Raw genomic sequence first — 12,799 nt, 5'->3', positions numbered from 1 at the left:
ATACTTGTTGACGATCGCCCCCTTGTCAACATGCATTGACGTTATCTCGGTGCTCAGGATGCGAGACTGGGCCGATGCTGTCCGCATCGAAACCCGTGCCCGGCGACCGCGTCGCCGTCCTGTCGCCCGCCTTCGCCGCGCCCGCGGTCGCGCCCGAGCTCCACGAGCAGGCGCTCAGCCGACTCGAGCGGCTGACCGGACTGATCCCGGTCGAGTATCCGACCACGCGGCAGCTCGATGCGAGTCCTGAAGCCCGGGCCGCCGACGTGAACGCGGCCTTCGCCGACCCGAGCATCCGGGCGATCCTGGCGACGATCGGCGGGGACGACCAGATCCTGGTGGTGCCGCACCTCGACGCCGCGCTCGCCCAAGCCGACCCGAAGCCGTTCCTCGGCTACAGCGACAACACCAACATCCTCAACTGGCTGTGGAGCCTCGGGATCCGCGGCTACTACGGCGGATCCACGGCCGTGCATCTCGGTCCCGGGCCTGCGGTCGACGACGTGCATCTGCGGTCGCTGCGCGCGGCGCTGCTCGACGGCGGCACGGTCGAGATCACGGAGCCCGGAGAGTCGGAGGACGTGGGGAGGCGCTGGACGGACCCGCGCGCTCTCACCGAATACGGCGATCGGGTCGCGACCGAGGACTGGACCTGGTCGGGTCCGGCTGTCCGCGTCGAAGGTCGCACCTGGGGCGGCTGCCTCGAGGTCGTCGATCAGCTCGCGCTCGCCGACAGGCTGCCCTCGGCATACGACCTGCGTGGCGGGATCCTGCTGCTCGAGACCAGCGAAGAGCGTCCGCCGGCGAGCTGGGTGGCGCGATGGATGCGCGGGCTGGGCGAGCGTGGCATCCTCGATGTGGTCGCGGGAGTGGTCGTCGCGCGTCCGCCCGTGAGCGATTTCGAGTTCCTCCCCTCGTCGACCGAGGCAGACGCGCTGCGCGCCGCGCAACGGGATGCGGTGATCGAGACGGTCTCGCGGTACAACCCCGACGCGGTGGTCTGCGTCGGGGTGCCTTTCGGCCACACGCGGCCGCAGTGGATCGTGCCGTTCGGCGGGACGATGGTGCTCGACGGCTCGACGCGCACCATCCACGCCGCCTACTGACCGCCGGACGACGAAGGGCGGCACCTCCCGAGGAGATGCCGCCCTTCGCGTGGACGAGCGCGTCAGAGTTCGACGGCGGCCGCGACTCCGAGGTCCGATTCGTAGTCGTTGTCCTTGGTCTCCTTCGACAGCAGGAGCGCGATGAAGGTCAGCACGCCCATCGCCGACAGGTACAGTCCCACCAGCCACGGAGCGCCGTCGCCGAGCTCCCAGAGCCAGAGCGCGATGAGCGGAGCGACGGCTGCGCCGAGGATCGACGAGACGTTGTAGGAGATCGCGGATCCCGTGTAGCGGACGTTCGTCGGGAAGAGCTCGGGCAGCAGCGCTCCCATCGGACCGAACGTCGCGCCCATGAGCATGAACCCGAACACGAGGAACGCCTGCGCGAGGGCGCCCGTGAACTTCGGGTCCATCGCGGGGAGCAGGAACGCGTTGAACGTGAAGCCGAACACGATGATGAGCCCGGTGACCCACAGCAGCAGCTTGCGACGCCCGATCGTGTCGGCGATGGGACCGGAGAGCAGGGTGAAGATGCCGAAGAACACGACGCCGACGATCTGCATGAGCACGAAGTCCGTGTAGGCGAACCCGAGTCCCGGATAGAACTGCGCGGCGAAGGCCGACGCGTCGAAGTCCTTGCCCGTCGCCTCGGCAGCGGCCTGAGCGGCGGCGGACGCCGTCTCGAGCGTGGCCGGCTTGGTGCCGTACGCGAGGGTGAAGTTGGTCATCAGGTAGAACAGCACGTACGTCGCCAGCATGATGAACGTGCCGAGGATCAGCTGCTTCCAGTGGTGGCGGAACACGGTCGCGAGGGGCAGCTTGCGGATCGCCCCCTTCTTCTCGGCCTTCTTGAAGGTGTCGGACTCGACGAGCTTCAGACGCACCCACAGGCCGATGATGACCATGACGGCCGAGAACAGGAACGGGATGCGCCAGCCCCACGACAGGAAGGCCTCGGACTTCAGCGCGGGGTTGTCGGCGTGGGGAAGCAGCCAGTTGATGCCGAGGAAGAGGAAGTTGGCGATGATGAAGCCGAGCGGCGCGCCCAGCTGCGGGAACGTGCCGTACCAGGCGCGCTTGCCGGCCGGAGCGTTCTCGGTGGCGACCAGCGCGGCACCCGACCACTCGCCGCCGAGGGCGAAGCCCTGAGCCAGGCGCAGGATCAGCAGCAGCAGTGCCGCCCACCAGCCGATCTGCTGGAACGTGGGAAGGAGGCCGATGATGAAGGTCGCGATGCCCATCGTGAGCAGCGAGGCGACGAGAGTCGCCTTGCGTCCGAACTTGTCGCCGAAGTGGCCGAAGACGACCGCGCCGATGGGGCGGGCGACCATGGCGGCGCCGAACACGGCGAACGATGACAGCAGCGACGTGGTGTCGTTGCCGGTGGGGAAGAACAGCACGGGGAACACGAGCACGGCCGCTGTCGCATAGGCGTAGAAGTCGTAGAACTCGATCGTGGTGCCGACCAGGCTCGCCGTGATGACACGCGAACGCGGGTTCGCGGGGGCGGTGGACGTACTCATACAGCTCCTTAGATCCATGGCCCGGTATACCAAGGCACCGAGAGATCCTACGCCTTCCTGAACGTTTGCTGGGTGCGTATGACATCCCGCTGGACCGCGTGCGTAGAGTCGGAGGCGGATGCCCGTGCCCACCCGAGACGGAGAACCGTGACGACGAGACTGCTGCTGATCGCCGATACGCATGTGCCCGCCCGTGCCAAGCGACTGCCCGACGCGGTGCTGCGAGCGGTCGACGACGCCGACATCGTCGTGCACGCGGGGGACTGGATCGACCTCGCGACGCTGGATCTGATCGAGTCCCGGTCGCGGCTGCTCGTCGGCGTCCACGGGAACAACGACGGCCCCGCGCTGCGAGAGCGACTGCCCGAGATCGCACGGCTGACGGTCGAGGACCTCGAGGTCGCTGTGGTGCACGAGACCGGACCGAAGCAGCGGCGCGAGGAGCGGATGGATGCGGCGCTCCCGGGCGTCGACCTGCTCGTGTTCGGCCACTCCCACATCCCGTGGGACACCGTCGCCCCATCCGGGATGCGCCTGCTGAACCCGGGGTCGCCGACCGACCGCCGCAGGCAGCCCGTCTGCACGATGATGTCGGTCGCGATCGACGGCGAACGGGTCGACGCCACGCTGGTGCCGCTCGCATGACCACCGCACCTCGCGCGGGTAACGACATCGAGGTTCCCGCGGCGTACCGCGCCCCGATGCGATCGCGCGACGACGGGGTGCGCGAGGGGCTCGCGGTCGAGCGCGCGCTGCGGATCGGGGTCTGCGGAGTGGGAGGTCGCCTCGACCGCATCCCGGAGTCGCCGGCCGACGCGCTCGCCGCAGTCGATGCCGCCTTCGGTGAGCGGGCGGCGCGCAGGCTCGAGAGGTTCTCCTCGGTCTCCGAGGGGTCGTTCGTCTGGACGCGCGACGTCGACGGACTGCTGTGGCTCGGCCGGATCGCCGGGCCCTGGCGCTACGACGCGTCGGGCGAAGCCCGTGCAGTCGACCTCGTGCACGTGCGCGCGTGCGACTGGCTCGATCGTCCGGTGGAGCCGGCCGCGGTGCCGTCCGGCGTGCACGAGTCGTTCGCGCGGGGCGGTCGCAACTGGCAGAGCATCACCCGGGCCGACGCCGCGCACCTCACCGCGGCCGTCTGGAAGTCCCGCCGCAGCGGGTGACGGGCCCGATCAGTCGGTCGGGCGCAGGTCGCGGAGAATGGCGTCATACCGGCTGAGGAAAGCGCGCTCGTCGAGTCGCTTGCGTCGGAGCCACGACGTGACCTCGTCGTTGCGCTTGCTCGCGTTGCAGGACCCGCACGCGGGCACCACGTTCTCGACGGTGTAGCGACCGCCGCGGGAGATCGGCATCACGCAGTCGCGTTGGAGCGCGATGCCGCCCGCTCCGCAGTATGCACATCCGCCCCAGGCCTCCTGCAGCGAGGCCCACTGCTCGGCGGTGAGGTCGTTGTCCGCTCTGGCCACCCGGCCCCGGCGCCGCTTCGCATGACGGGCGCGCGCAGCGGGCGTGGGGGTGGAGAATCTTCGGCGCGGCACAGACACACGGTACTGGGCGGATGCCCGTGCCTGTGATCTATTCCTCGGTGTCGCCGAGAGCGAGCGCCGGCACGAAGTCGGCCGTGGGCGCGAGCAGCTGCTCCAACTCGAGCACGATGAGCCGGTTGTCTCCCGCTCGCGTCGCCGGGGCCGGCACGAAGAGGGTGCGCTGCGGCCCGTTGCGCCAGTACCGTCCGAGGAAGAACCCGTTGACGAACGCATAGCCCTTGCTCCAGGCAACGGTGTCGAGGAACAGGTCGGCGGCGGAGTCGAGCGCGAAGTCTGCGACCCACGCAGAGGGTGCGCTTCCCGGGCCGCTCGACGTGTTCCCGCCGCTGGAGCCGATCTCCGCCGCGATCCCTGCGACGTCCAGCGCGGTCGAGTGCCAGCCGGTCAGCGGCGTGCCGTCGAGCGCAGGAGCGCCGATCAGACCCTTCTGCTCGCCGAGTCGGTGGTCGTAGTTCACGCGGCCGCCCTCCTCGACGAGGATGCTGAGCGTCCGTCCCGCGGGAATCCGCAGGGAACGGTCGTGACGGGTGCGGGAGAGCGTGCCGACGGGCTGGCCGTCGACGCTCACCCAGGCGAGGTCGCGCACCTCGTCGAGCACGAGCTGACCGCCGCGCCCTTCGGGAAGCTCGACGTCGTACCGGATCAGAGCGCTCAGGTGCTCCAGCTCGTCGAATGTCCTCGGAACTGCGGATGCGGGCGTCGATGCCGCGGCATCGGTCCATGATCCCGCCGGCTTCAGCGGCACGGAGAAGACCGGTGCCGCGGTGGCCGCGGCGGGCAGCTCGTCGGGGACGGGCGCGTACTTCGCGATGACGTCGCGGAAGGCGAAGAACTTCGCGGTCGGGTTGCCGGCCTCGTCGAGAGGCGCGTCGTAGTCATATGACGTGACGATCGGCAGGTAGCGGCCCTTGTGGTTGGCACCGTTCGTGAGACCGAAGTTCGTGCCGCCGTGGAACATGTAGATGTTCACCGAGGCCCCCGCGGCCAGCAGCTCGTCGAGATCGGCGGCGGCGGTGTCCACGTCGGTCGTGTGATGCACGCCGCCCCACCAGTCGAACCAGCCGTCCCAGAACTCGGAGCACATCAGGGGGCCGGTGGGCTGGTGGGAGCGCAGCGTGGCGAGGCGCTCGGCGCTGCGCGATCCGAAGGATCCGGTCTTGTGCAGCTCGGGGAGACTGCCGTCTGCCAGCATCCGATCGGTCGGCTGGTCGACCGTGGTGAGGGGCACGGTGATACCGGCTTCTCGGGTGAGGGCGACGAGCGCCTCGAGGTAGTCCTTGTCCGAGCCGTACGCGCCGTACTCGTTCTCGATCTGCACGAGCACGACCGAGCCGCCACGGTCGATCTGCCGGGGCGCGACGATGTCGTAGACCCGGCGGAGGTAGTCGCTGACATCGGCGAGGAACGTCGGCTCGGAGGAGCGCAGCTCGCGCTCGCCCGCGGTGAGCCAGTTCGGCAGCCCGCCGTTGTGCCACTCGGCGCAGATGTAGGGGCCGGGCCGCACGATCGCATCCATGCCCTCCGCCTGGATCAGGTCGAGGAACCGGCCCAGGTCGTTCCAACCCGTGGCATCCCACTCGCCGCGCCGAGGCTCGTGAGCGTTCCATGCGACGTAGGTCTCGATCGTGTTGAGTCCCATCAGACGGGCCTTGCGGATGCGGTCCTGCCACTGGTCGGGGTGCACCCGGAAGTAGTGGATGGCACCGGAGATCACCTGGTGGGGGAGCCCGGCGCGGAGGAAGTCTGTCTCGCCGATGGAGAAGGAGGTCACGATGAGGTGCTTTCGATGGGGAGGGCCGGACGGAGAGCGAGTCCCCGTCCGGCCCGGACGTGCGATTACTTGTTGACGGCGAAGCCCTGCGAGTTGCCGTACTCGACCAGCGCGTCCTGCCAGGTCATGAGGCCCTCGTTCAGGTCGGTGCCGTTCTGGTACGACTGGCCCACGGTGTCTCCGAAGATGCTGTTGCCGTAGACCTGGTAGGGCAGGTAGCTCCAGCCCTCGACCACGTCGTCGGCCGCTGCGGCGAGGACCTCGTTGATCTTCTGGCCGCCGAAGTACTCGGGCGCGTCGGCGAGGAACTCCTCGCTCGACAGCTCGGCGGTCGTCGACGGGAATCCGCCGGACTCGAGGAACGTCGAGATGCTCTCCTCCGAGTTGTTCAGCCACCACAGGAATCCGGCGGCGAGTGCCGGGTTCTTGCTCTGCGTGGTCACGGCCTGGCCGCCGCCGCCGTTCTCCGCCGTCGCCGGGGTGCCGTCGTAGGTCGGCATCGGAGCGACGCGCCAGTCACCGGCACCGTCGGGGGCGCCCGTGATCAGGTTGCCCGGCATCCAGGCGCCGATCACGAGGGTCGCGAGGCTGCCGTCGCCGAGAGCGCGGAACCACTCGTCGCTCCAGCTGCCGTAGGGCGCGAGCAGGTCCTCCTCGACGAGGCGGTTCCAGTTCTCGGTCCACTTCTTCGATCCGTCGTCCTGCAGGTCGATCGTGACGTCGGTGCCCGACGTCTCGAACGGCTTGCCGCCGGCCTGCCAGATCATCGAGGTCGCGAAGCCCGCGTCGCCGGTGTCGTTCGTGATGTAGGCGTCGGGGTTCGCGGCGTGGATCGCCTTCGCCGCCTCGTAGTACTCGTCCCACGTGGTGGGCACGGCGACGCCGGCGGCGTCGAACACGGCCTTGTTGTAGAAGAGCGCCATGGGGCCGGAGTCCTGCGGCAGGCCGTAGATCGCGTCGCCGTCGGTGACGGAGTTCCAGGTCGAGGCGGTGTAGTCGTCCTCGAAGTCGGCGAAGCCGTACTGCGAGAGGTCGACGAAGGCATCCGTCAGCGCGAACTGCGGGAAGGCGTAGTACTCCATCTGCACGACGTCGGGGGCGCCGGAGCCCGCCTTGATGGCGTTCTGCAGCTTGGTGTACTCCTCGTTGTTGGTGCCCGCGTTGACCACGTTCACCTTGACGTTCGGGTACTCCTTCTCGAACGCCTCGACCTGAGCCTCGGCGGAGGGGGTCCACGACCAGTACGTGATCTCGCCGCCCTTCTCGAGAGCGGCCTCGACGGAGTCGAACGAGCCGTCGCCGGCAGCGCTGCCGCCGGAGCCGGAGTCGCCGGTGCTGCAGCCGGCCAGCGCCAGCGCTGCCACGGTTCCGGCCGCGAGCACCGTGAGGGTGCGCCGTGCGGCGGGTGAGGGAAGGTGCTTCATTGCTGTGTCCTTTCGGGGGTGCGGTCCAGCGTCGGACCGACAGGGGGCGGTGCGGAGGGTGCCGGAGGCTACTGCTTGACGCTTCCGGCGGTGAGACCTGACTGCCAGAACCTCTGCAGCAGCAGGAAGGCGATGACGATCGGGATGATGGTGAGGAGAGAGCCCATGATCACGAGGTTGTAGATCGGCTGAGATCCGGCGCCGATCGCCTGAGCGCTCCACTGGTTCAGGCCGACGGTGAGCGGGTACCAGGCCGGGTCGGAGAGCATGATCAGCGGCAGGAAGTAGTTGTTCCACGTCGCGACCACGGTGAACAGGGTCACCGTCACGATGCCCGGTGCGAGCAGTCGCATCGAGATCGTGAAGAAGGTGCGGAACTCTCCGGCGCCGTCGATGCGGGCCGCTTCCAGCAGCTCGGTCGGCACGGACTCCGACGCGAACACCCAGATCAGGTACAGACCGAACGGGCTGATCAGCGAGGGGATGATCACCGCCCACGGGGTGTTCGTGAGCCCGAGCTCGCTGAAGAGCAGGAAGGTCGGCACGGCGAGGGCGGTGCCCGGCACGGCGACCGCGCCGAGCACGACGGCGAACACCGCGCGGCGGCCGGGGAAGCGGTACTTCGCCAGGCCGTAGCCGGCCATGGTGGCGAGCAGCGTCGCGCCTCCGGCGCCGACCACGACGTAGAGCAGCGTGTTGCCGAGCCAGCGCAGGAAGATGCCGTCCTGATACGAGAAGGTCGCCACCAGATTGTCGACGAATGCGAAGTCGTCGGAGAACCAGAGCCCGAACGAGCTGAACAGCCCGGACTGCGTCTTGGTCGAGCTGAACAGCAGCCAGACGAGCGGCACCAGTGTGTACAGGGCGTACATCACCATGACGATCAGCAGGATCTTCGACTTGCGCGGATTCATCAGATCGTGGCGCTTCTGCGAGGGACGGGCGAGGGGGAGTGCCATGTCAGCGCACCTCCGACTTCGAGCCGCGCAGCTGCACGACGTAGGCGATCACTGCGGTGATGACGCCCATGATGATGGCGATCGTCGCGGCGTAGTTGAACTGCTGTCCGGCGAACGAGAGGTTGTACGCGTACATGTTGGGGGTGAAGTACGTCGTGATCACGTTCGGAGCCAGGGGCCTCAGGATGTTGGGTTCGTTGAAGAGCTGGAAGCTGCCGATGATCGAGAAGATCGTGGCGATCACGAGAGCACCGCGCACCGAGGGGATCTTGATCGAGAAGATCGTGCGCCATGCGCCCGCGCCGTCGAGCGACGCCGCCTCGTACATGTCGGTGGGGATGGTCTTCAGCGACGAGTAGAAGATCAGCATGTTGTAGCCGACGAACTGCCAGGTCACGATGTTGCCGATCGAGACCAGGATCCACTCCCGGGCGAAGGGCGTGATGAGGTCGCTGCCGAGGAAGTCGTTGAAGTTCGACGTCAGACCGAACTGGTCGCCGTAGATGTACCCCCACATGAGCACCGCGACGACCGCAGGCACCGCGTACGGCAGGAAGATCAGGATGCGGAAGAACGATGCGCCGCGCAGGCGTGCGCTGTCGAGGGCGAGCGCCGCGGCCAGCGCCAGGACGAGCATGATCGGCACCTGCACCACGAGGAACAGCACCACGCGGCCGAACGCCTCCCAGAACTGCGGGTCGGTGAGCGCGCGGACGTAGTTGTCGAACCCGACGAACGCCGTGCCGCCGATCAGCTTCTCCTGGAAGAAGCTGAGGTAGAGCGCGTAGGCGAGCGGGGTCAGGAAGACCAGGGCGAAGACGACCATGAACGGGCCGACGAAGGCCCATCCCTTCCAGTCGCGCTTCTCGCGCCGGCGGATGCCGTGGTCCGCCAGGGCTGCGGAATCTTGAGTCGTCATTGACGAGAACCTTCTTAGAGATCGGGCGCTCACGGCGCCGTGTGTCAACGTCAACATATTCGATGCACTGCTAGTGTGTCAACGTCAACACATGAATGGATGAGTGCTCGTGACCTCGGTACAGTCGGCAGAGCCGCCGCAGCGGCGGCGAGACCCCTCCATGGAGGACGTGGCCCGCGAGGCCGGTGTCTCCGGACAGACCGTGTCGCGCGTCGTGAACGCGCGCGGCTACGTCGGCGCCGCCACCAGGGAGCGCGTCGAAGACGCCATGCAGCGGCTCGGCTACCGGCCCAACAGTGCGGCTCGTGCGCTGCGATCCGGCCGATTCCGGGCGATCGGCGTCATCATGTTCTCCTTCAGCTCGTACGGCAACCAGCGCACGCTCGATGCGATCGCCGTGCGCGCCTCGCAGAGGGGATACGCCCTCACCCTCATCCCCGTCGAGTCGAGTGCCCGCGACACCGTCGCGGGAGCCTTCCGCCGCCTGGAGGAGCACGCCGTCGACGGGATCATCATCGTGATCGAGGCGCATCAGCTCGACGAGGCCGAGGTCGAGATCCCCGACGGTCTGCCCGTCGTGCTCGTCGACTCGAACCGCGGCACGACTCACCCGTTCGTCGACACGGATCAGGCTCAGGGTGCGCGCCTCGCGACCGAGCACCTGCTCGACCTCGGCCATGAGACCGTCTGGCACGTCGCAGGACCGGCGAAGTCCTATTCCGCAGAGCGTCGACGCGAGTCGTGGCGCGCGACGCTCGAGGCGCGGGGTCACGCCGTTCCCGAGCCGCTGCAGGGTGACTGGTCGGCGGAGTCCGGCTACCGGGCGGGGCTCCGACTCCGCGACGACGACGGCGTCACCGCCGTGTTCGCGGCGAACGACCAGATGGCGATCGGCGTCGTGCGGGCATTCCGCGAGGCCGGTCGAGACATTCCCGGCGACGTCAGCGTGGTCGGGTTCGACGGCCTGCCGGATGCCGCCCAACTGTGGCCGCCGCTGACCACGGTGCAGCAGCATCCCGAGAAGGTCGGCGCTCTCGCGGTCGACGCCCTCCTCGCCGAGCTCGATGGGGGAGAGCGCAGTCAGACGCCGCTCGTCGGCACCGAGCTCATCGTGCGCGAGAGCACGGCAGCGCCGCGGATCTGAGTTCACACGGCGAGGGACACGCCGATCAGGCCTTCTCCGCCACGTCGGCGCCGTCTTTTCGCCGGATCGACAACCCTGCCGGGATGCCCCGCGAGAACAGGATCGACAGCAGGCTGATCACGATCAGCCCGACGAACGACACGCGGAGTGACGAGAGCTGCGACTCGCGGTAGATGTCGGCGAGTTCGCTCGAGTCCTCGTCGCTGAGGCCGGCCGCTTCCCCGATTCCGGTGACGTCGGCTGCGGGCACCACTGTGACGCCGCGGTCTGTCGCGGCGCTCACCGTCTCGCGCACGTCGTTCGGAAGATCGCTCACGGCGACTCCCGACGCGAACGAGGTCGACAGCGCCCCGATCAGCAGCGACCCGATCAACGCTGTTCCGAGCGATGAGCCGAGATTCTGGAAGACGCCCTGCAGTCCGCCGGCTTCACTCGTGTCCTTCTCGCTCACGCTCGACATGTTGACGTTGCCGAGCTGCGAGGCCAGAAGACCGAGAGCGCTGCCGGCGAGGAACATGCCGACCGCGAACAGGCCGCCGCGGAGGTCCTCGGTCACCGAGCCGAGCAGCAGGACGGCGCTGAGCACGAGGGTCGACTGCCCGGCTCTCACGATGCGGCGAGGCGACCACCGCCGAGACAGAGCGGTGCCGATGATCGAGAAGAGGATCAACGAGACCGAGAGCGGGAAGATCTTGATGCCCGTCTCGAGCGCGTCGAATCCGAGTGTCATCTGCAGGTAGACCGGGACCATGAAGAACAGCCCTGCCGTCACGGCGTACTGGGCGCCGAGTACCGAGAGCCCGCTGCGCAGAGTCGTGATGGAGAACAGGTCCGGCTGCATCAGAGGAGATCGGCTGTCGCGCATCAGCCGTCGCTGCCACCTGATGAAGAGCGTGATCAGAGCGGCGCCGAGCGCGATGCACCAGGTCGTCAGAGAGACTCCGAGGGGTGCGATGGGGATGCCCGCGATCTCCGGCGTGTACAGGGGCAGCACCCACCCCCACGTCTTGCTCTGCAGCATGCCGAAGACGATCAGGACGAGACCGGCAGACGAGAGCAGCACGCTGCCGATGTCGATGCGGATGCTCTGTCGCGGGGTGGAATCGGCGATGATGCGAGCGCACAGCACGACGCCCAGCATGATCACCACCTCGGCGACGAAGACGAACCGCCAGCTCGAGTAGGTGGTCACCGCTCCGCCGATCAACGGACCAGCCGCGACGGCCGCACCCGACACGGCGCCGATGACGGCGAAGGCCGTGACGCGCTCGGCACCTCGGTAGTTGTCGGCGACGAGGGCGGCGATTGCGGGGATCACCAGCACCGCGCCCAGCCCCTCGATGATCGACCACCCGAGGAACAGGAACCCCACGGACGGACTCAGCGCCGTGATGAGGGAGCCTGCGGCATAGACGCACGAACCGATCACGAAGGCGCGGCGTCGACCCCACACATCGCCGAGCTTCGCCCCGAAGAGCATGAACGCCGCCATGGTCAGGGTGTAGAACGTGATCGCCGCCTGCATCGCCGTCACGGAGGTGTCGAGATCGCTCACGACCGTCGATATCGACACGTTCATGACGGTTCCGTCAAGCACCATGACGAACTGCGCGGCGCCGAGCACGATGACGACGTTCCACTTCTTCATGACATCTCCTCGGGCGTGGGTGCGTGTGCAGGTGCGGGCGATACCTCGGGGGCCGCCTCGGACGCGGGACGGCGGTTGCCGCGCATGATCCGCGCCACGGCCGTGATCAGGAACAGCTGTCCGGTGACCGCCTCGGCGACGGCGATTCCCTGCACGGCGGGGCTCACCGGAACGATGTTGCCGTAGCCGGTGGTCGTGAGCGTCGTGTACGAGAAGAACAGCTGGCTCGAGAGGGAATCGACGACCTCTTCACCGAAGGTCGGCGAGATGGTCAGAAGCGCGCCGAGGTTGTAGACGAGAGCGAAGAACATGCCCACCAGGACGTACGCCGAGATCGCGGCGAGCAGAGCCTCGGCATCCAGGCCCCGCCGCGTGACCTGGTGTCTGATGATCGCGACCGGTGCGATGAGGAACGCGACCATCGACGCCGCCGACAGCGCGATGTCGAGTGCGTGTCCCTGCAGGTCGAACACTGCGACCACGATCGCGGCGATGCCCGCCGCCGAGAGGACGATCCAGGCGATGCGCTGCACCCGGGCGTGGGCCTCGGTCACGCGAAGCACGACGGCGACGGTGACCAGTTGCACCACGAACGCCGGCGGGCTCGGGTCGGTCGTGCCCTGAGCGGCGCACAGCCCGTAGGTGAGCACGAGCAGCGCGAGCACGAGCCAATAACCGGACGGCCATCCGGACACCGGCCTCGCGACGTGTGCCCCGAGAATCGCGGGTTCACGCATCGTGTATCGGGATCCCATGGA

Annotated in this window: 12 protein-coding genes; 4 read left to right on the top strand and 8 right to left on the bottom strand. The window is 68.0% G+C overall.

The genetic code is table 11. From position 1 onward, the window contains the following. Window positions 1–74 precede the first annotated feature (74 nt). Window positions 75–1,106, top strand: a complete 1,032-nt coding sequence (locus QRN21_RS03410) for a S66 family peptidase (protein WP_056277842.1) — start codon at window positions 75–77, stop codon at window positions 1,104–1,106. 62 nt (window positions 1,107–1,168) lie between these two features. Here the strand turns inward: QRN21_RS03410 and QRN21_RS03405 are convergent, their stop codons facing one another. Then, window positions 1,169–2,629 carry an MFS transporter gene (locus QRN21_RS03405; RefSeq protein WP_053095475.1) on the bottom strand — a complete coding sequence of 487 codons (1,461 nt, stop codon included), beginning with the start codon at window positions 2,627–2,629 and terminating at the stop codon, window positions 1,169–1,171. A 147-nt stretch (window positions 2,630–2,776) separates the two neighbouring features. Between QRN21_RS03405 and QRN21_RS03400 the strand changes: the two genes are divergently transcribed. Then, window positions 2,777–3,274: a metallophosphoesterase family protein gene (locus QRN21_RS03400; RefSeq protein ID WP_285363114.1), complete on the top strand. Its 498-nt coding sequence runs from the start codon at window positions 2,777–2,779 to the stop codon at window positions 3,272–3,274. Then, window positions 3,271–3,792 carry a GAF domain-containing protein gene (locus QRN21_RS03395; RefSeq protein ID WP_072590948.1) on the top strand — a complete coding sequence of 174 codons (522 nt, stop codon included), beginning with the start codon at window positions 3,271–3,273 and terminating at the stop codon, window positions 3,790–3,792. Before QRN21_RS03400 ends, QRN21_RS03395 begins: the two co-directional genes overlap by 4 nt. Before the next feature lie 9 nt (window positions 3,793–3,801). On the opposite strand, the gene QRN21_RS03390 is transcribed toward QRN21_RS03395, so the two are convergent. The 5 genes from QRN21_RS03390 to QRN21_RS03370 all read right to left on the bottom strand — a co-directional run bounded on the left by QRN21_RS03390 (window position 3,802) and on the right by QRN21_RS03370 (window position 9,249). Then, window positions 3,802–4,167: an HNH endonuclease gene (locus QRN21_RS03390; RefSeq protein ID WP_285363113.1), complete on the bottom strand. Its 366-nt coding sequence runs from the start codon at window positions 4,165–4,167 to the stop codon at window positions 3,802–3,804. A 37-nt stretch (window positions 4,168–4,204) separates the two neighbouring features. Beyond that, on the bottom strand, window positions 4,205–5,947 hold the full coding sequence (locus tag QRN21_RS03385; protein WP_285363112.1) for a glycoside hydrolase family 35 protein: 1,743 nt from the start codon (window positions 5,945–5,947) through the stop codon (window positions 4,205–4,207). Between the two features lie 65 nt (window positions 5,948–6,012). Further along, on the bottom strand, window positions 6,013–7,371 hold the full coding sequence (locus QRN21_RS03380; RefSeq protein WP_053095479.1) for an ABC transporter substrate-binding protein: 1,359 nt from the start codon (window positions 7,369–7,371) through the stop codon (window positions 6,013–6,015). 68 nt (window positions 7,372–7,439) lie between these two features. Beyond that, the gene (locus QRN21_RS03375) at window positions 7,440–8,285 is read right to left on the bottom strand and encodes a carbohydrate ABC transporter permease (protein ID WP_056277856.1); all 846 of its coding nucleotides are present in this window, start codon (window positions 8,283–8,285) and stop codon (window positions 7,440–7,442) included. Between the two features lie 46 nt (window positions 8,286–8,331). Beyond that, on the bottom strand, window positions 8,332–9,249 hold the full coding sequence (locus tag QRN21_RS03370; protein WP_056277859.1) for a carbohydrate ABC transporter permease: 918 nt from the start codon (window positions 9,247–9,249) through the stop codon (window positions 8,332–8,334). A 160-nt stretch (window positions 9,250–9,409) separates the two neighbouring features. On the opposite strand from QRN21_RS03370, the gene QRN21_RS03365 reads away from it, so the two are divergent. Then, window positions 9,410–10,393, top strand: a complete 984-nt coding sequence (locus tag QRN21_RS03365) for a LacI family DNA-binding transcriptional regulator (RefSeq protein ID WP_285363182.1) — start codon at window positions 9,410–9,412, stop codon at window positions 10,391–10,393. Window positions 10,394–10,418: 25 nt separating this feature from the next. On the opposite strand, the gene QRN21_RS03360 is transcribed toward QRN21_RS03365, so the two are convergent. Next, on the bottom strand, window positions 10,419–12,041 hold the full coding sequence (locus QRN21_RS03360; protein WP_285363111.1) for an MFS transporter: 1,623 nt from the start codon (window positions 12,039–12,041) through the stop codon (window positions 10,419–10,421). Further along, complete coding sequence (locus QRN21_RS03355) at window positions 12,038–12,796, bottom strand: ion channel (protein WP_285363110.1); 759 nt, start codon at window positions 12,794–12,796, stop codon at window positions 12,038–12,040. Before QRN21_RS03355 ends, QRN21_RS03360 begins: the two co-directional genes overlap by 4 nt. Window positions 12,797–12,799 lie beyond the last annotated feature (3 nt).

Origin of the sequence: Microbacterium sp. LMC-P-041, from assembly GCF_030209555.1 — a bacterium.
Taxonomy (GTDB): Bacteria; Actinomycetota; Actinomycetes; order Actinomycetales; family Microbacteriaceae; genus Microbacterium.
This window is presented reverse-complemented; position numbering and strand designations above follow the sequence as displayed.